At 38.9% G+C, this 19,560-nt stretch carries 20 protein-coding genes; 7 read left to right on the forward strand and 13 right to left on the reverse strand.

All coding sequences use genetic code 11. From position 1 onward, the window contains the following. The 4 genes from JXR92_RS11440 to JXR92_RS11455 are packed head-to-tail and all read right to left on the reverse strand — an operon-like array spanning position 1 to position 6,176. Positions 1 to 2,010: a DUF262 domain-containing protein gene (locus JXR92_RS11440; RefSeq protein ID WP_055298253.1), complete on the reverse strand. Its 2,010-nt coding sequence runs from the start codon at positions 2,008 to 2,010 to the stop codon at positions 1 to 3. Between the two features lie 42 nt (positions 2,011 to 2,052). After that, positions 2,053 to 2,718, reverse strand: coding sequence for a DUF4391 domain-containing protein (locus tag JXR92_RS11445; RefSeq protein ID WP_055298255.1), 666 nt, complete (start codon positions 2,716 to 2,718; stop codon positions 2,053 to 2,055). A 4-nt stretch (positions 2,719 to 2,722) separates the two neighbouring features. After that, a complete protein-coding gene (locus JXR92_RS11450; RefSeq protein ID WP_055298257.1) occupies positions 2,723 to 5,971 on the reverse strand; it encodes a helicase-related protein in 3,249 nt (1,082 codons plus the stop codon). Next, positions 5,946 to 6,176, reverse strand: a complete 231-nt coding sequence (locus tag JXR92_RS11455; RefSeq protein ID WP_055298259.1) for a helix-turn-helix transcriptional regulator — start codon at positions 6,174 to 6,176, stop codon at positions 5,946 to 5,948. The genes JXR92_RS11450 and JXR92_RS11455 overlap by 26 nt, the downstream gene beginning before the upstream one ends. 1,485 nt (positions 6,177 to 7,661) lie before the next feature. Between JXR92_RS11455 and JXR92_RS11460 the strand changes: the two genes are divergently transcribed. Then, positions 7,662 to 8,021, forward strand: a complete 360-nt coding sequence (locus JXR92_RS11460) for a hypothetical protein (RefSeq protein ID WP_055298261.1) — start codon at positions 7,662 to 7,664, stop codon at positions 8,019 to 8,021. A 99-nt stretch (positions 8,022 to 8,120) separates the two neighbouring features. After that, positions 8,121 to 8,504 (forward strand): hypothetical protein, encoded by a 384-nt coding sequence (locus JXR92_RS11465; protein ID WP_055298263.1) that lies wholly within the window; start codon positions 8,121 to 8,123, stop codon positions 8,502 to 8,504. Here JXR92_RS11465 and JXR92_RS11470 read toward each other — a convergent pair. Further along, positions 8,501 to 8,722 carry a helix-turn-helix domain-containing protein gene (locus JXR92_RS11470; protein WP_055298265.1) on the reverse strand — a complete coding sequence of 74 codons (222 nt, stop codon included), beginning with the start codon at positions 8,720 to 8,722 and terminating at the stop codon, positions 8,501 to 8,503. The genes JXR92_RS11465 and JXR92_RS11470 overlap by 4 nt on opposite strands. Positions 8,723 to 9,482: 760 nt before the next feature. On the opposite strand from JXR92_RS11470, the gene JXR92_RS11475 reads away from it, so the two are divergent. The 3 genes from JXR92_RS11475 to JXR92_RS11485 all read left to right on the forward strand — a co-directional run bounded on the left by JXR92_RS11475 (position 9,483) and on the right by JXR92_RS11485 (position 11,544). Further along, positions 9,483 to 10,043 (forward strand): phosphoribosyltransferase, encoded by a 561-nt coding sequence (locus JXR92_RS11475; protein WP_055298267.1) that lies wholly within the window; start codon positions 9,483 to 9,485, stop codon positions 10,041 to 10,043. Positions 10,044 to 10,047: 4 nt separating this feature from the next. Then, positions 10,048 to 10,536, forward strand: a complete 489-nt coding sequence (locus JXR92_RS11480) for an SLOG family protein (protein WP_055298269.1) — start codon at positions 10,048 to 10,050, stop codon at positions 10,534 to 10,536. Positions 10,537 to 10,650: 114 nt separating this feature from the next. Next, positions 10,651 to 11,544 carry a helix-turn-helix transcriptional regulator gene (locus JXR92_RS11485; protein ID WP_055298271.1) on the forward strand — a complete coding sequence of 298 codons (894 nt, stop codon included), beginning with the start codon at positions 10,651 to 10,653 and terminating at the stop codon, positions 11,542 to 11,544. 115 nt (positions 11,545 to 11,659) lie between these two features. Here JXR92_RS11485 and JXR92_RS11490 read toward each other — a convergent pair whose 3' ends face one another. The 6 genes from JXR92_RS11490 to JXR92_RS11515 form a co-directional block, all read right to left on the reverse strand. Further along, positions 11,660 to 12,112 carry a hypothetical protein gene (locus tag JXR92_RS11490; RefSeq protein WP_055298273.1) on the reverse strand — a complete coding sequence of 151 codons (453 nt, stop codon included), beginning with the start codon at positions 12,110 to 12,112 and terminating at the stop codon, positions 11,660 to 11,662. Continuing rightward, positions 12,109 to 12,660 (reverse strand): Panacea domain-containing protein, encoded by a 552-nt coding sequence (locus JXR92_RS11495; protein ID WP_055298275.1) that lies wholly within the window; start codon positions 12,658 to 12,660, stop codon positions 12,109 to 12,111. Before JXR92_RS11495 ends, JXR92_RS11490 begins: the two co-directional genes overlap by 4 nt. Positions 12,661 to 12,826: 166 nt before the next feature. Further along, entirely contained in the window at positions 12,827 to 16,066 is a 3,240-nt protein-coding gene (locus JXR92_RS11500) for a DNA primase (RefSeq protein WP_206897462.1), read from the reverse strand. Then, positions 16,063 to 16,266, reverse strand: coding sequence for a hypothetical protein (locus JXR92_RS11505; RefSeq protein WP_005649194.1), 204 nt, complete (start codon positions 16,264 to 16,266; stop codon positions 16,063 to 16,065). Before JXR92_RS11505 ends, JXR92_RS11500 begins: the two co-directional genes overlap by 4 nt. Before the next feature lie 204 nt (positions 16,267 to 16,470). Continuing rightward, positions 16,471 to 16,785 (reverse strand): hypothetical protein, encoded by a 315-nt coding sequence (locus JXR92_RS11510; protein ID WP_055298277.1) that lies wholly within the window; start codon positions 16,783 to 16,785, stop codon positions 16,471 to 16,473. An 18-nt stretch (positions 16,786 to 16,803) separates the two neighbouring features. Beyond that, positions 16,804 to 16,995, reverse strand: a complete 192-nt coding sequence (locus tag JXR92_RS11515; protein ID WP_007843190.1) for a hypothetical protein — start codon at positions 16,993 to 16,995, stop codon at positions 16,804 to 16,806. A 144-nt stretch (positions 16,996 to 17,139) separates the two neighbouring features. Here JXR92_RS11515 and JXR92_RS11520 point away from each other — a divergent pair, with 144 nt between their 5' ends. Both JXR92_RS11520 and JXR92_RS11525 read left to right on the forward strand, forming a co-directional pair. Further along, entirely contained in the window at positions 17,140 to 17,598 is a 459-nt protein-coding gene (locus tag JXR92_RS11520; RefSeq protein ID WP_055298279.1) for a helix-turn-helix domain-containing protein, read from the forward strand. A gap of 524 nt (positions 17,599 to 18,122) precedes the next feature. Then, the gene (locus JXR92_RS11525; protein WP_226791151.1) at positions 18,123 to 18,368 is read left to right on the forward strand and encodes a hypothetical protein; all 246 of its coding nucleotides are present in this window, start codon (positions 18,123 to 18,125) and stop codon (positions 18,366 to 18,368) included. A gap of 186 nt (positions 18,369 to 18,554) precedes the next feature. On the opposite strand, the gene JXR92_RS11530 is transcribed toward JXR92_RS11525, so the two are convergent. After that, complete coding sequence (locus JXR92_RS11530; protein ID WP_138345467.1) at positions 18,555 to 19,337, reverse strand: hypothetical protein; 783 nt, start codon at positions 19,335 to 19,337, stop codon at positions 18,555 to 18,557. After that, positions 19,310 to 19,522 carry a hypothetical protein gene (locus JXR92_RS11535; RefSeq protein ID WP_117600527.1) on the reverse strand — a complete coding sequence of 71 codons (213 nt, stop codon included), beginning with the start codon at positions 19,520 to 19,522 and terminating at the stop codon, positions 19,310 to 19,312. The genes JXR92_RS11530 and JXR92_RS11535 overlap by 28 nt, the downstream gene beginning before the upstream one ends. Positions 19,523 to 19,560: the final 38 nt, after the last annotated feature.

Consider the following 19,560-nt stretch of genomic DNA (forward strand, 5'->3'; position numbering starts at 1 on the left):
TTATTTTTCTAAAAAATTTACAATTATATCATTCTTTTCATCTAGGAATATAATATTACCTGATAATATTTTAGTTTTACCTATATGTTCAAGTAATAAATCAGGGTCTTCATTTGATATGCAGAAATCAGCAAAAACCTTTTTTGTTAGTGACGATTTAGCCATATCTATTTCATGACATTCTAATTCATAAAGGATAGTTCCATCTTGAAAACAAGTTTCATTCAATTTAAACTCTTCTTGGCCTGATTGCAAATGAAAACATAAGTTTTTTGTCAAAACTGTATTCTTCTTATCATTGTTTATATTTTCTACAAAAAAATCCATGAGCCTCTGGATAATCTTATCTTCACGTTGCTCTATGTCTTCTTTTAACCAGTCATTTTGAGGATATTTTGATAACGCTACTACTTCATGAACTTTGGATTTACAGTAGTAATCTGATTTCTTTTTGCCAAAATAGCCATTCCCAGCTTGAATATTTAGACGCTTTTCAAATATTATCTTATTACCAAACATTTCTATATGCTTTTCTGCTTCAGCTTTATCCCATCCATTGTAGTTAGTATTTTGCCACCTTTGTGGTAAAATATGTTCTATTTCAAGTTTACCCGATAAAAGCGTTTGCTTGGGATCAAATAGATATGCATTCAATAATAAAAGTCCTTTTGCCATTTTCGACGTTGGAAAACGTTTCAAGTGTGACTCAAATGTATCAGGCAGCTTATAAGAATCCAAAGTAAAAGTACCTGTTTTGAATGTTTCAACATAAAAACTAAAAACCTTATCTCTAACTGCATTTACCGTTGGATTTTCAATAAAACGAGCAAACATAAATGCCAAAAGCTTTTTTAAATACAGCGTGAAAAGTGTTCTAAAATCATCTTTTCTTTTATGTACTTGGAAGAACACTGAAACAGGATATTTCCAATACTCATTAGGATAATAGCTTAGACAATGTATATATTTTTTTGCTTCATCTTCACAATAGATATCTTCATATGAATATACAGAATTCCAAAATTCAGCTAAATCTGTTAACTCTTTAAAGAAGTTTGGTTCCTTGAATATAGCGAATTTACTTCCTTCTCCTGCATAAAATGCCCTAAGAGCTATTTCTTTTGCTGTAATATTACGGCTTGCTCTATTTACATGCATGTAATAACGAAATAGGTCATCTAGAGTAAAACCTCCATCCTCTACAGTTTGCTCTAACTGTTTCCATTCATTTGTAAATTGTTTCTTTTCATCAGCTGTTTTACAAAGTTTATATAGCTCTGCTTTAAATATATCAGAGTCCGATAAAGCTAAACCACGATTGTTCAATGTTCCAAAAATAGTAAGCGCAGAATCTAAATCTGTACATTCTATAGGGAGAATTATGCATCTTTCAAGAATGAAAAGACATAGTTCTTTCCATCCTGATAATGCATTCTGAGCATAATCATTACATTTTTCCAAGAAAGTTTTATAATTCTCAGCATAACTTGAATTACTATGTGCAGGGATTTCACCACTTTCCAGAATTATTTGAAATTCTTCATTTGCATCGTCCGTTGCAACTAATGATTTAATATGTGTAGAAGCCTTATCTGTAACTTTCTTAGACATAGGATTGACCTTCCATATACATGGTTCTATTGATTGCATTAACCCTTTTACATCATCATCATCTGGATCACTGACATTTTGTTTCTCTAATTTATAATAAAACGCACGTAGTAACAATAACAACGATGTTATTCTCTGTTGGCCATCAATAATATCAATGTATGAACTATTATCTGAATCTGCGCAAGTCACAATAGACCCTAGGAAGTATTCTTTATCGTCATCTTTATGATCTATATAGAAATTCACAAAATCCGTCCATAAAACATCACATGTATCCTTATCCCAGCGATACGGACGTTGGTATTCTGGTATAATAAATGTTTTGCCTTTAGTGTTTGCGTCATCAAGACTTAACAAACTTCTTATATTTTTTTTACTTACATGAAGGTCTGCCATATTGGGATTTATTTTTATAAGGTTCAATTATTTATTCAAAACTTAATTAATATCACAGTTTTTGAGTGCATCCAACTCATTTTGCAAAACCAATATTTTTTGGTGCAGTTCAAACTTCTTTCTGTACTGAACTTCCTTACGAGCCTTTGATTCAAGAATTGAAATTTGTTTTTTTAAGTTCGTTATTACCTCGATATTGGCCTTTTTTAATTTATATTCATCTTCTGTTCGAATGTTTAAAGATGAAATCTGGTTTAATAAACCACTATATACGGTATCCATTGTATGACCAATAATTTGTAAACAAAATGATTCTTTTTCTATACATTGTTTTATTTCCGGTGAACTACAAATCCATTTCTGTTCACCTTTAACTATGGTCATTTCTTTATGGTGGATTAATAAATCCAATTTATTATTATGCTCAATTATGAATAAAGTTTGCCTAGGCAACAATGCATCAATATTACGAAAGATGTTAATATCATAATTGTCATTTTTCATTTTACAATAAAAAATATCTATTTCATCAACGTTATTCCCCTTCTCAACATTTAAAGTTGCAGGAGTTAACTTATAAAGCCAAATGATACTATCAAACTCATGAGTAAGAATATTACGTATAGAAGAATCTCGTCCCCAAAAAGCATTTTTAGGGACGGTTTTATCAACTATGGTCGATACAGGCAAGTTCAAAAGATTTTCCATAAAGCTATTTTATAACCAAAAAACAAATCAATTCAAAATCATCTAAACCTTTGATAATATTAGTAAGAGCTGATGTCTCTCCAACAGAGAATAAACTATCTATATCATTTTCTTCTTTTACCGTAATGATACTTTCTATAGCCATTTTCAATAAATCGCTATAATGATGCATATTCTTTCCATCACGTGTTTCCTTATTGAACTGCTTGCAGAGTATTTTATCCGGTTCTGTTTTATCCTTGCAGGCATAACGCATCTTGTCAAGCAATTTTTTAGGTGACAGATGGTCACAGATAACGGTTCCTGTATGAGAAAGATAAACCATATAGAACAGATGCAGTAGATTAGAGCGGTCGATATTCACACTGTTGTTCTTGTTCTTCAACACATACATAACACCCGGTTCCACCAATTCGGAAGCATTGACCACCGCACTCATACCAAACGGTGTCAAATCCATATTGGGATGCTCTTTCAGATTTGCCAATAAATCCAAACGGAACTCATTCAGTCCCAAATCCATAATATTGACACCAGTATCCATATCCTCAATATCTACCACTTCATTCTGCAATTTCTTCAACTGATTGCGGCGGTACTCCAAATCACCTTTTTCATTAGCAGATAACAGATTATCATCCCCTGTACTGGTAATAACCGTTGCTTTCATTCTACTTTCCACACGACCTTTCAGCTTGATGTAATCATCCAATTCCATATCCGGCCAGTAATTCATAAGCTGAATCACATCATTTTTGCTTCCTATACGATCTATTCGGCCAAAACGCTGAATAATACGTACTGGATTCCAATGTATATCGTAGTTAATCAAATAATCACAGTCCTGCAAATTCTGTCCTTCACTGATACAGTCGGTTGCAATCAGTACATCTATTTCCCTTGTATCATTCGGATGAATAGCATCCCGGTCTTTTGACAAAGGAGAGAAGTAGGTCAATACATCATTGAATGTACATTTCAGTTTCGGCAACGTACATTTCCCTTCTGTACTGCCGGTTATCAGAGCTGTATGTAATCCGCAATCGTTCAGAATCCTACCCGAAAGTTGCTCATAGAGATAGTTTGCTGTATCGGCAAAAGCTGTAAATATCAACACTTTCTTATTGCTATCATTGATTGGATGTTCAAACTTGTTTTTCAAGTCTGTTACCAGCCGTTGCAATTTCATATCATGTTCCGGCGTAATATCCTTCAGCATAAGGATTAGCAGTTCCAGCGCTTCCAAATCAGCTTTTAAATCACGCCGCCAACTCACATAATCCATGTCCCGGAGATTGATTTTTGATTTACGACCTACAAACGGATCATTTTCATTATCTTCAGTATCAAAATCCTCTGAAAAATCAGTTACATCTATTGTACCTGCACCGCTTTCCTGGAATTTATCAATAGCCGTAATAGAATCTTTTATAAAATCACGTATTCTTGTCAAAGTCAAACGGAAAGAGTTCACGCTACTTTCCAGACGCTTCAGCAAGTTGATAGCCATCAATTTTCGAATACCTTTTTCACGACCATCTACGGTGAGTCCCTCGCCTTCAAAATCTATTCCGTAATTGACTTTTTCACTCTCAAAAATAAACAGAGAAGGTGTATATATGGAAAGATTTAATCTGTTAAGCATTTCTGCTATATCTGCAAAGGTAATAGCATCGTTCAAATCCGTAAGTTTAGGTCTACGCGATATAGGCGACAAGCGCTTAGGAAATTTGCCCACATCATTCGTGTTGTAATACTTGATGATATGGCTTCGGCTTCTGGCTATGGTAACTGCATCAAGCAACTGGAAGAAATCATAACTTAATGAATCTACCAGCTTCTCTGTTGTTCTCTTTTCCGGAGGCAATTTAGCCCATTTAGAATAAACAGTCTGCGCATCTCTGAAAATGCTATCTATATTCTTTCCTGCATCAAGCAAATCGTTTATATTCTCGGCCTTTCCTTCATACGCTAATTGCAGTTGATTTTTCAAATCACTGAAACGGTTGTTTACCGGTGTAGCGGAAAGCATAAGAACCTTTGTCTTCACACCACTGCGTATAACTTTATTCATCAGTCGGGCATAACGGTTTTCCTTGAAATCATCATCTTCATCCTCATTGTCAAACCGACCACCATTGCGGAAATTATGGCTTTCATCTATTACAATCAAATCATAATTCCCCCAGTTCACCCGTTCCAAGTCAAGTCCATTACTCAAACCTTTATCCCTTGACAGGTCGGAATGAAACAGAATGTCATAACGCAAACGGTCTGCCAATACCGGATTATTTTTATAGTTGGAGCGGAATGTCTGCCAGTTGTCGTTCAACTTTTTGGGACAAAGAACCAATACATTTCTGTTTCGGTTTTCGTAATACTTGATAACTGAAAGAGCCGTAAATGTTTTTCCCAATCCCACACTATCAGCAAGAATACACCCGTTGTATTTTTCCAGTTTGTTGATGATTGCCAATGATGCATCACGCTGGAAATTATACAGTTTATTCCATATAACACTACTTTTGAATCCTGTAGCTTCATTAGGTAATACATCCTCACTGATGTCTTCTAAAAACTCATTGAAGATATTGTATAACGTAATGAAATAGATAAAAGCCGGTGCATTCTCCTTATAAACGGTTTCGATATTTTCTATGACATTATCTGTCACATCCTGAAATTTCTCTTTGTCTTTCCATAATTCTGCAAAATTCTTCAGAAACATATCTGTAGAACTATGTCCAGGCATACCTACAACCATCGGACATATATTATTTCCTCTATCAAGCCCAAGTTCAGTAGTTGTAAACTCATTAAAAGGCATATATGTATATGTTTCTTCGCCTTCCTTTATATTGAGGAAGGTATTCATAGAACCATGAGTTATGTTTGTCTTGAACCGTGCTTTTCTACGAATCCAGTCTGCACATTCTCTTGCAATAGCTCGTTGTGTAAGCTGGTTTCGAAGCCTTATTTCAAAATCAGATCCGAAAAGACTCCTTTCACGATTTAGTTTAGGAATATAGAACTCTCTTTTTTGCTTTTCAGACTTATCCGTATAGAATGTCGGTGAAGTAAAAATAAAATTTACACAGTCCACCTTTTCCAGTTCTTCTTTCAATGCTTCATATGCATAAATAGAAAAACTGGCTGCAGCTATAGAGATTTGGCTATTACCCGAAGACAATACCTGTTTCAAATCATCTATAACACGTTCCGTTATATTATTGAATTGCTTCGGTGTTCTCATAAATATCCTCGTTCTTATTAATTAAATCTCGAACTTCAACACCTAACAAAAGAGCAATCTTAGTCAGAGTCTGTAAATCTGGCTGTGAAATATTCGTACACCATTTAGATACTGTTGCTGGATCTTTCTTCAACTCAGAAGCCAACCACTTACTGGTTTTCTTTTTCTCTACTAAAACAACTTTTAATCTATTAATATTGGCCATTGTATTCTCAATTTCTTTGCGTTATACGCAAAGATAGTAATAATGTATAAAGTTTAAAAATGAATTAGATAATATTCGGCTAATTTAGCCGTGTAAAGCCCCAAAGTCTCCAATATCGTAACTAATTATTGGATACATGTTTGAAAACGAAAGCAAATAGTCCGTTATGCTGATACAGGCTAAAGCTTGCAATGCCGGAACGTCCTATATCCTTGAATACTTTTCTTAAAATACAGGCAAACTGTTCCGACTGTTTGTATTTCATGCGATGCCGAAACAACTTGCCTTATGCTACGGAAACTAACCGGCTGACTTGCTTCGTATCCCGATACCAGGCAAGTTTCACCCGACAGGTTCATACAATCATGCAGATAAATCAGGGCAGTTGCTAAAGACAGAGCCTTTAAGGTTGCGCTACTCTTCACTTTAAAGGCTCTGACATTGACAACTGGTTATTGATAATATGTCTGAAAAATGAATACAAGCAGACCGTCCCGATGATGCAGGCTAAAGCTTGCACTGACGGAACGGCCTGTATCCTTGAATACTCGTCTTAAAATACAGGCAATCTGTTCCGACTATTCGTATTTCATGCGATGCCGGAACAACTTGCCTTATGCTACGGAAACTAACCGGCTGACTTGCTTCGTATCCCGATACCAGGCAAGTTTCACCCGACAGGTTCATACAATCATGCAGATAAGTCAGGACAGTTGCCAAAGACAGAGCCTTTAAGGTTGCGCTACTCTTCACTTTAAAGGCTCTGACATTGACAACTGGTTATTGATAATATGTCTGAAAAATGAATACAAGCAGACCGTCCCGATGATGCAGGCTAAAGCTTGCACTGACGGAACGTCCTATATCCTTGAATACCCATCTTAAAATACAGGCAATCTGTTCCGACTGTTCGTATTTCATGCGATGCCGGAACAACTTGCCTTATGCTACGGAAACTAACAGGCTGACTTGCTTCGTATCCCGATACCAGGCAAGTTTCACCCGACAGGTTCATACAATCATGCAGATAAATCAGGACAGTTGCCAAAGACAGAGCCTTTAAGGTTGCGCTGCTCTTCACTTCAAAGGCTCTGACATTGGCAACTGGTTACCGGTAGTTTGTCTGAAAACGGATACTATGCTCTTCAGAATCTTTGAATACTGAATATCAGGAAATCATTGGAGCATCATAGCCGGAACCGTTTCTTATGTGCAAAGGTACTGCGGACTGGAGAAACGCCAAGTGACGCTTGCGCTTTCAGTCGGAGGACTTGACGGCAGCCTTCCACAAATTTTCTCATACTTCAAAAATTTGGGTATTCCGTCTGCATTCTCTGACTTCACACTTGTCTTATTCTCTATTTTGTCCGCAGTTATTAATGCACATAAAACGGTTTTCCCGGCTATGAAGCTCAATGAGCTTTACAAAAGGGAAAAAAATGAGATTTTAAACTTATTAAACAACCTATTAAATTTTTAGTCAATATGTGTAGATTAATGACAACACAATTAATGGAAGCTCTGGAAGGGTATCCACTGTATTCACAGGATGGAAAAGGTAATGAAGCTATTTGCCGTGCTGTTTTTGCTATTGGTTCGATTCGTTGGTTCATCCTTGAAGGAAATCAAGAAGGCGATGATGTAATCCTTTTTGGTATAGTTATTGGACTTATGGAAGATGAATATGGATACATCTCACTGAATGAACTATCAAATGTGGAACTTGACATGGCCGAAGAAGGTTTGGGCAAATTCAAAGTTCAACAACTATGTAACTTCAAACCAGTTCCTCTAAAACAAATTCAAGACCAAAGACTACAGAATTTTCTTGCAAGGTTTGAATAAGTTGTAGATAAACAAAAGTGGCCGGTCCTATCCGTCACAGACAAGACCGGCTGCTTATTATAGCAGGTAAATGAAAACAAAACTATAAGTGTATGGTAAATGGAAAATTGTCGTAATATTTTTAATATCTCTGCCCGGCATGGGTGGAGCGTTTCTATGGAAAACATGGATAGAATCCGGTTTCTCAATTTCAGGAGGAAGACTTCGAGCGGTGTACCGTTCTGCTTTACCATTGAAGCCGGTGACGGCACAGCCAGCTGCATAGCAAAAGAAATACTCTCTTTCGTCAGTGCCGTTGTTCCTGAGAAATGTGCAAGGGAGTGGATGATTCAGTCAGGAGCAATGGAACCTTCGGAGTTCCTTCAGGCCGTGGCCGACATGGAGGATGTCAGGCTAAGGGCAAGGCTATTGGCTCTTGAACTCGCAGCTATGAATACCCAATATAATGTCCTGGATACCATTCCATGGGACAGACTGAACTAACGGTGTTCCTTACGCTTGCGGCCACGTTTGGGCAGACCGGTTTCCTTGTAGGCTATCAGGTCGATTCCTCTGAACACCCTTTTTGCCTTGTCAGGTATCTTCAGGAAAGCCAGCGGCTTTTCCAAATAACGGATATAGGCATAGATGGTGCAGCGGTGAACACCCAGGTAGCGTGCTGCCTCCTTTACTGAATATGTCTTTTCCGGAACGACTTTCATTATATCTCATGCTGGTTAATCTTTTCGTTTATGGGATACCGCAAATGTAAATAACTGATTATTAGCTGTCAATACGTCAAATATGGGATTATTCCGGAGATTGTGGGATTTGTATGGATTATGTGTTACCTCTCATATTCAATACAGCAGGTTTGGCGATTGATAGCGAATCTTTTTTATGAAAATCAGGAAGGAATATATTTGATGGTTGACAGCGTTGACAGCAAATCCAATGAAAATCCGGTATAAAGTCAGTCTGGGAAATTGCTGTAATACAGTATATTATATTCTTTCTGATTTTTCTTATAAAGAATAGAGTATTATAATGTGTCAACGTTTGGCTATGGATTTTTAGCGGACAGAAAATTGTGGCTACACTTGTCAACGTTTGTCAACGTATGATTTCTATATGAAGTGTCTGATACACTGACAGATACTCTTTGTCAACACTGTCACCCCTGAAACGGGTGCATTTTATTATCTGAAAACATCTGATGCGAAAGGGATACATGGTTATCCTAATGTACCATTACAGCCACAGGTTTGTTCAGCATGCCTCTGCAGATATTTTTTTGCAAAGGTATCTCCGGCATTGCAAACGTCAAACACAGGGCTGAAAATCTTCCTCAAACGGGGTTGAGCGTATTTTCAGCTTCCCTTGTAGTTTGCCTTATTGAATGCCTGCGCTTCTGAGAACTGCAAAAATATCCTTCGGGCAAGCTGAAAAACTTGCTGACAGAAGGGAAAAAAATCAGAGCGTATGGTACAGATGGACGAAAGCATCAGAAAGCAGTTGGAAAAGCCACAGACATGGTTCTGCAAGTATTTTCCCAAACGTATTCAGAATGTGGGCGAGAAGGAAATCGCCGACAGACAGTTGGTTTATGACTTCAAGGACGGAAAGTCTCATGAAGCGGTAGCACAGATGACGGCTGCAAGAATGATTGAGGAACACGGCAGCAGATGCTCACAGTTGGTATTCATTCCGGTTCCAGCATCATCAGTAAGAAAGAATGAAATCCGGTATATGGACTTCTGCAGAAGGGTATGTGAACTCACAGGAGCGATAAACGGATATGACCATGTAAGGGTATGCGGAGAAAGACTTGCTATTCATGAAAACCGCAAGGATGAAAAGGAAATCAGAAAGGTGAGCATTATCGAGTTTGATGAAGAGTGGTTCAGAGGAAAGGCAGTCATAGTCTTCGATGATGTAATAACACGCGGAATCAGTTTCGGTATGTATGCAAATCAGCTGGAGAGTTTCGGAGCAAATGTCATTGAAGGCATCTTCCTTGCAAGAACCCATTATAAAGTATAAAACTATGAACGGAATATTATCAGAAAAATCAAAGTCATTGGCTTTCACGGGACACAGAACTGTTGCCGTAGAAAGGCAGAATGAAATAAGGGCACGGCTTGTTGAAGCCGTGTCCGTCGCTTGCAAATCGGGTATAACCAGCTTCTATTCAGGCATGGCCATGGGATTCGACCTGATGGCAGCTGAAACTGTATTATCACTGAAGGGAAAGTATCCGGATATACGGCTCATTGCCGTTGTACCTTTCAGAAGACAGAGCTGCCGGTGGCCATCCATGGAAAAAGAGCGTTATCATAAAATAATTTCCCAGGCTGACCGGGTTATCGTATTGAGTGAACATTATTTCAAAGGATGTCTTCTAAGGCGCAATGATTTCATGCTGGAGCATTCATGCGGCGTGATAGCCTTTTATGACGGCAAACCTTATGGTGGGACATTCTACACCTGCAGGGAGGCAGTAAAGAAAGGCATGGACATAGTAAATCTGTACTGAAAACCAGTCCGTATTATACTGAAAATATTGTAAAAATAGATGTGCAATTTTCTTGCATATCTCATTTATAATGCTTATATTTAGATTGTTAAACAAGTTACGAGAAGTAGTTTTATGAACAATATCTACAACCGTTACATTTGGCTGTTACATACAGTCTATCAGGAAAGAAAGGTCACTTTTGAAAGGCTTTGTGAGATATGGAAGCATCATTTCTTATACAATGGAAAGCCGTTGAATCTGCGCACATTCCATCATCACAGAAAGATGATTGAGGAGAATTTTGGTATAGTCATTGCATGTAACAGAAAGGACTATACATATTATATCCAGAATCTGGATGAAATACTCGGTGACAGTTGCCGAAACTGGCTGTTCAACACCCGTATCATTGATGTGGCTCTTAAAAGCAGTCCGTGTCTGTTCCATCGTGTTGTACTGCCTGACATGTCAAATGGTATTGAATACCTGCCGGATATATCGGAGTGTATCAGCGAAGGGCATGAACTGTACATATTCTATACGAATGACAAGGGCAATGAAGTGGAAGGCCGTTTCCGACCGGAAGGTTTGAAGCTGTTCCATAACCGCTGGTATTTGCTCGGGTACAGGAACGGATCAGAATTCTGTGCTGTTCCTCTTGATGCACTGACAAGAATCTATCTCAGCGGAAACAGTTTTCAGACTGACTGCAGATTTTCGCTGGCTACTCGTCTTTCAGACTCCATTGGTGTTGTAGCTCCAACCGGACAGCTGCCGGAAGAGGTTACTCTAAGGGCTTACGGTCCATTTGCTGATTATCTGAGGAAGCATCCTTTCCACCATTCTCAGGTAGAAAGGAATGATATGGGGACTTTCACGTCATTTGATTACACACTTCTTGTGACTGATGAACTGGTTGATGAAATACTGGCTCTCGGTGACAAGGTGGAGATTGCTTATCCGGAAAAGCTGAGAATGAAACTGCTTCAGAAGATTGGATACATCAGGAATAGATACATCATATGATAATTTTTCATTTAGTTTTATATCAATACAAAAACAACGATTTTGATAAAATTAAAGACGTAACAACATAAAGTCGTTACGTCTTCAATACATGTTTTTAGTTTTATTATTTAAATTATAATCCAAACATAGCAAGATGTTCTTTTGTTTCGTTTGGGCTGCCTTGAATGGTTGTTGTTATTAACTGAACATCTTCTAAAGAGAAAAAGCCAAGATATTGCCATTTTCCAAATTTCTCAATATTCGCTATTTTTAATTTTGAGCAATCAACATATGAGTCATGATCTAAAAAGCTATACTTACTACACTCTATATGCAAATGACAATTTTTCATAGATTGAGGTATGTTAGGATTTATTTCAGAGTTTATGATTACTCCTCCATAAGCATTTCCTTCACTATCAAAACCAAGTACAATAAAATACTTATTTCGAGACTTATCTCCAGCCTTGGGTTTGATACCATTTCTTTCATCCATCTTTATACGATAAACATCACCTACTTTTACCGTATTTTTAGCAATGGCTTTTATACTATCATTATTGAGCATTTCAAATAACGTTGTCATACAAACTCTTCTTCAAGTTCAAGCTGTTCTTTTACATACTCAATAATAGATTCATCAGCATGCATCACTTTTAGCATTGTTATAGGTGAAATAACATTTGTGCCATTTACTCTATGAAAAGCTTCATACCAGGCTTGGTCATGTGACTTTTCTTTTAGTTGTCCAAAAGTCAAACTAGCATTTTCGGCAATTGATTCATCCAATGCTTCAATTTCTGATTCAGAGATATAATTCATATTTGCTGGAGCTTCAGCCAGTAAAACATTTGGAGCATCATTACCAGCAAATTTTACATTCTCCTTAAACAAATCTGCCAAAAAAGTACCTTTTGCATTTGTTCCTTTTACAGCATCATATAGCATAGTTGGGACAGGACCATAATCAAGTGCACATAAATTATCTGTGATAATACGATGCCCCCATTTTGCCAAATGCTTTAATTCGGCAAAATATATAATTTTAAAAACATGATAGAAATCAATTCCACCAGTTTTATTGAGGATGTACAATACAACTTCTATAATTTTTTGCTGTTCGTATTTATTCATAAATGTACTGATATGTATATGCTTGGCAAAATTACAAAAAAAATCCATATTACTAAAATGTAAAGATATAAATTATAAAATACTAACTTCAAACTTTTTAATAGATAAAACTCTCTTTCAAAATATTATCATTTCAAATTAGAATATATACATAATCATTTTTGATTTACATTCCTTCCTGCATATCTTGCACTTCAGCCACAACCTCAGTTTCAAGATCCAGCCCGAAAGTCTCTTTCAACTGGAGATAATCAAAGCATAATGCCTTAGGTCGGTTTACCTTTACCTTCTTAACCTGCTCTCCATTCACAATGTCAATGGTGTAGTCAGGAAGTCCGCTTGGCAGAAGTATGGTGAATCTGTCCTGTTTCAGTCCCAAATATGAAGCATGGGATTTCAGGTAAGACATGATGGTGGACCAGTTCGAGCGGTTGGAAGTTGAACCTGCATTCCGGCTGTTGAACAGTGATGCAACGGCTGCTGTGTTCAGATAGAGAATCGGACGTGCCTCCTTAAATTCTATATCTTCCTTGACAGACAACGGACGGAAGGATTTCATATACCTTATGCGGTAATGTGCCTTCTCGATACATTTCCCTGAAGTCTGGAATCCCTGAAGCATACTCCAGAAGTCTGCTATCTCTGAACTTTCCTGAGCCAGCTCATTCTGGTTGCGTATTCCTTTGACTGCTGTTTCAAAAAGCTCCGCATAACTGAAAGGTACGTCAATGACTGTCTCCAGTGTTCTGAATGTAGCCAATGGAATAACCCAGTTTCCGAATATACGGTCATGGATGGTTTCATTTTCCAGTTTCGCAGCCAGTTCACGCTTGGTGATGGAATATATTTCCGGAAAGTTTTTTTCAAACAGTTCCCTGTGTCCCAGTATCTCCAGAGTGAGGTGGGTAAGCCCCATGTTGCATACTGATACAAGGTCTTCATAAACCCTTTTCTCATTCTGGTTGAATGATGTCTTTGAAAAGGCAAGGAAGATGACACGGGTATAGAGTGCCATATCCTGTGTCGGCTTGTCCTGGCCGCAAAGGGCTACACCTGTTGTAACAATGGTCTGTGCTGCCATACCGTCTGTGTTTGTATTCTTCTTGGTCTGACCGCCACCACCCCAGAGTCCTTTCAGATAGGCTATCTTGCGGATGTCAAGGTCATTCTTGTATTCGTCCAGCACGGCAAGAGTATTGACTGCCTGTGATACACGGTCGTTCATGGCAGGTACGGAAGTTACACCGAGATTGGGCGGATCAACTCCGTGCAGGAAGAAGGACTGGAGGGAAGTAGCCAAGGTTGTCTTACCGGTTCCTTTCTCACCGAAAAGGTTCAGGATGGGAAAGTGACGGGTGCGTCTGAATATGATGTCACGGAAGAGGGTGGCAAGAAGGTAACAGAAGGCTATGCTTGCATTCTCACTGAACACTTCCATAAGTCTTTTTACGTAATCATACAGTTTTATCCCGTTATGGTTCTCATGTACCATGAGTCTTTCAAACTGGAATATCTCCGGATTGTTTAGATAGATTTTTGAAGTGGCCGGTATATAGAAGGCCTTGCCGTTGATACAACGGACTATACCCAATTCGTCAACAGCATTGAATGTGCCTGCAAAAAATATTCCGTTTCCAAAAGCAAAGAATCCTTCAGCTGCATTCCAGCCAAGTTTTCTGATACGTTCTGCCGTATCGGTCTTTGAGTACAGGTATTCCTTTACACGGTTGAGTTTGTCTATCTTGGCCAGCCATACATAATTGCCCAGTGAACCAACCTTCTGTTGGAAGTTGCTCAGCGAGCATAATTCAGACTCCTTCAGTTCTATGACCCTGCATACATTGTACATATTCCTCATACGGAAGATTCTGGTTCCGTTTATCTCATCCTCGATATGGAACAGTGGTTTCATTATGAAGTTGGAGATTCTTGACGGTTCATCATCATCTTCACCGATGGAGTAGTAACAGTTTTCCCTGACGAACAGACCGAACTGGCGCAGCAGTTCAGCTTCACGCTGCATCTCGTTCATGGCCGCAGGTTTGTCGTTCCTTCTCCTGGCTTCCCCACGTGCCTGGGTAACGGCATCACGCCATAGCTTTACCTTGCCGTGCAGTCTGGAGAGTTGTTCTATACACTGGTCATACACAAGCTGGTCTTTTATATAGCGCAACAGGTCTGCTATTTCCGCAACACACTTTCTTTCCTCTACCATGGAACCGGTTACCAGAAAACGTTTCTGTGCCAACCAGATGATAAAATGCTTTTCCGGAAGTGAAGTATAATCTTCCCTGCTGCGGATATAGCTGTCTGCATCATTCTTGGCATATTGAATTTCTCCTTCGGTTTCGGATGGAATTTCTGCAAAAGGAAGTTCCCTGACTGTTACATGGAATCCTTTTCTTATGGCTGCAGCCCCGTTGGTCATCACCGCCTCAAATCCCGGTCCGTATGATTTGCCTTCAGCTATATCTGAATCCGGAATAAAGCATAATGAAGAAACATGTTTCTTCAGCTGTTCGAACTGGCTGTCACTCCAGGCTGTTCCAAGTGACGCTACCGTATTGTCGTATCCTATTGACTGCATTCTCAGGACATCAGGAGCGCCTTCCACAATGATATAATAGTCGGCATCACGCAGTCTGGTTGCACGGTCAATACCGAATACTGTTTCTCCCTTGGAGTAAATCATGCTTGTTGCCGAGTTGATATACTTGGGAGCTTTCCTGTTGTCTCCGATGTATCTGGCCGTATAGGCAATGATGCGTCCCCATCTGTTTCTCACGGGAATCATGATACGCTGTCGGAACATGGCGTATGTGTTGCCGTCTTCACCACGCTTGAACATGCCAAGTTCGTACAGCAGTTCTTCGTTCAGAGCCTTGCTTCTGCAGAAATCTATAAAGACCTGACCATCTTTCGGTGCATAGCCTATTCCGGCAAAGGCACAGAACTCCTCATGCCACCGGCTGTATGCGTAGGCCCTGGCATCAAGGCTCTCTTCCTTGTCTGTTGCTCTTAAATTTTGTAGGAAGAAGGTCTGGACTGTATCGAGAACTGTCAGAAGTGACTCCCGGTGCCTGGCTTCGGCCATCTGTTCCTCACTGCGCTCTTCACTGATGTATTCTACCGGAATATTATGGTTCCTGGCAATAAATTCCACGGCGGCACTGAAGGAAAGGTTTTCCTTTTCCATTATAAAAGTAATGGAATCACCGCCACGGTTACAGCTGAAGCAGTGGAAGAGATTCTTGCTTGGGGTAACGGCAAAGGAACCGGTATTTTCGGAATGAAAAGGACAAAGTCCCATCAGTGTTGAACCTTTTCTGGACAGTCTGACATAAGGACTGAGTACGTCTTCTATGGCAAGTTCCCTTACTTTCCATATGGTTGTTTCGCTTATCATAACGTACTGAGCAGGTTCCAACAATCGATTATTGACTGGCCGGAGTATTTCGGACGGCTGACATTATTAGGATTAAGCGGTTGGATATACCCGTTTTCTCTGTATTTTTTGAGTGTCTTGTTGCTGATACCGAGTTCAGCACAGGTGCGCTTGACTGAATAGACACCGTTTGGATCGCACGCTGGTCTGATTTCTTTCATTATTATAAAATCATTATGAATGTGCGATACAAATACCTGTCCGGCTTTATTGTTAAGTGGCAAAACTATAAGCTGGTGAACAAAGGTTACTGATGCACATTCCTGTACCTACTATAATTGCTTTCTTTATATTTCATAGAGTATCACGGCTAAAGCAAACATATATAGTTTACCATTATTAAAATATTAGCCATAATATGTTTATCATTTATCTTTCTTGACCGGCTTTTCTGTCTGTTTTGGCTGACTTTCATCAAAATAGTCCTGGGTGGTACGCTGCAGGAGCCTGAGGTCTGCCGTGCGGTATTCCACCTTACCCGGTCTTTTATAGGAAACCACCTTTCCCTGACGTTTCCACCTTTCTACATTCCTGCGGCCAAACAGCTCGTATGCCTTCCTTTGGCTGATAAATTCAGGATCATCCTTGTCGGCTTTCAGTTGCCTGACAATTCTGGAGGAGAGGTCATTCAGGAATGTTTCGTATGGTATAAGATGGTCCAGAAACTGTAATATCTTCATATAAACCTGATTTGGTTTCTATACTGTTCGTTTGACCGTAATGGTATGGTTTTCCCTGTCAGTCCTGGTCTTGAACTGACGGTTGTAGATGGCACCAAGCTCTGAGGCCTGGGTACGGACGCTTTTCAAACGTGAAATGGGGAATGAAACGGATTCACCTACTTCAAGGGCAACAAGTGCCGGACGGATTTTTTCTAAGTTTTCAGACATAATTATTGGATGTTTAATATTTAATGTTTAACTTTGTATTCATCAAATGAATAGGTTACACTACAAAGTAACATAAAATGGTTTATATAACCAAATATTTGTTTGATGATTTATTGTTTAAGACGTATTTATTGAAGGAATCGCATGGGTAATGACATAAAACACGTGCATGTAGGTCAGGCTATCGACAAAAGACGCAACGAGCTTGGATTGAGCAAATCTGAGCTTGGGCGCAAAATAGGTGTACCGCAGCAGCACATAAACCGCATACTGGAAAGGGAGACAATGGAGACAAACAGACTTATTAAAGTCAGCGAAGCATTGGACTTCAATTTCTTTTCCCTTTTCTGTCCGAGACAGCATCATATATCGGCACACCTTGCAGCCGTTGCATTGGACGGTAATGCAAACAACCTGATAGGTGATGCTGAACTGGCCGTACAGTTATCCAGCGAAAAGAAAGAAACAGAGAACCTGAGGGAAACAATCAAGCTTCTGAAGGAACAGATAGAGAGTCTGAACTCACAGATTTTACGACTTGATTCAAACCTGAAGGATAAGGATATAATTATTGAACTATTAAAAGAAAGGAGAAAGGAATAAGACATTAATTATTTCATCTGTAGTACCCATACAGATAACTCAATGATTAAAACCATTTTGCAGCTTACCTTTTTCAAGTAATCCATAAAAAGGAAGAGTCCTGAAACTTACAAACTACTTACAAAACAAAGGGAAGCTACTGATATTCAGATATGAATTAAAGAGGCGCAAGCTGCGATAGAGGAATAAGACTACTTTTTATGTACTATTGCCAGGAATGATAATCATAAACTTACAAATCACTTGCTAAAGTTGCATAAGATTTTGATTTTCAATTCTATCTGAAAGTGGCACAGGCGGCTGTTGAGGAATAATTCCAAATTGGCTTAATTAAAATAATAGGCTGTAACTCATTGAAATACATGAGTTACAGCCTATGTTGTTCTTATACGGTTCGTACACTTGACAATGGAAACCGCGCCAAATGTACGTACTCGCTTACTCACTGCTTACACTAAAACTGATGTTGCTTACACCTGCTTACACCATCAAAAAAGCCTATGGCAGCGTAAAATTAAAAGCTTATGACAACTACATTAAAAGCAATCGTAAGGAAGCTGAGAACAGACGGCCTTTATGCAGTGTACACTCGCATCGTACACAACAGAAAACCGGGTTACATCAAGACCAACAAGATTGTTGATGCGAATTATATCTCTAAAGAGAATGAACCGACCGACCCTGTCGTTAATGAGTATTGCTCAATGCTCGTTCGACAATATACAGACCGACTGAACAGAACCAACACTGCCCATAGCACAGAACGTTAGAACTCTTTAAATGTTAATTTTCAGTGCTTTCAACTCATGGTTTTGGGAGATTTTGTTTCGTGAGAATGCGCTATATTCATTACGATTGGAGATGAATGTTTATTATTACATTTGTGAGCGAATGGGCTAAAAAACTCGCCTTGGTCTTGTGGGGTTCCACTTGACCAAGGCGAGTTACTTATGCTATTAAAGTTCATCTTCTGCCTGGATGCGCTGTTTCCAAAGTTTTAATTCATTACGCATTGCATTTCTAATCTCTTTCAAAGGTTTGTTTGGAAACTCATGAATGATAAGATTATGAAGAAAGAGAAATACGGATATGAAATATTTGCTCACCAACCAATCAGTAGCCGATGGATGTAAAATGCTTATTGCTGGAATGCCAAAAAATGTGCCAACTTCCCATTTCAAGTTATCAAAGACTTGAACAGATTGGATAGCATCTGACTCAGACTCATCCATATTCTTTCTGAGCGTATCAAAAGCATTTGTTTCCATGAAAACAATCCTTTTTGGTTTGAGTATGTTTATTAGCTCTATAGTGCTTTTAATACCTTCAGCCAACAGCTCTTTCTTCAAGTTACTTACACCTTTAGATGACTCAAACGGAGAAAGATTTGTCCATACCACCTTCTTGTCATCATCAATCTGGCTGTCCGGGTATTTGGAACCATACCCAAGGAACAATCGTCCGTTGGCAAGAAAACGGGAATCTTTCAATTCCTTGTCGAACCGCTTGCTCCACCATTCTTTGTTTCCCTCCAAGTAACCATCAACTGTATGGGTAGAGGTACATTTCCCGTTTCCTTTGGGATTTATTCCTACTACCATCAGTTCAATGTCAGTTTCAATTACGTTGAGAGGTGATTGGGTATAATACGGAGTGTTATACTTCTGTGAGAGTTCATTAAATTTCGGTATCCACAGTTCACTCCATTCTTTCAGTAATTCTTGTTTGGTCTTTTCCATTGTATCAAGTTTTTAATCGGTTTCGTACATTTTCCATAAGTCTTTTGTCCACTTGTGCATTGGGCGGTGGCATAAGTGCCAAGCAACCACCGATTCAGCGTTCCGTTCTTCAAACTCTCCGGATTGGCAATGTAATAGCGAAAGCTATCCTTCCAGTTGCATTCAATCAGCACTCCTAACGACATAAGGATGTTGCCTTTCCACCGGTCAAAGGTCTGTCTGG

The organism is Bacteroides parvus (assembly GCF_017309675.2).
Classification (GTDB): domain Bacteria; phylum Bacteroidota; class Bacteroidia; order Bacteroidales; family Bacteroidaceae; genus Bacteroides; species Bacteroides uniformis.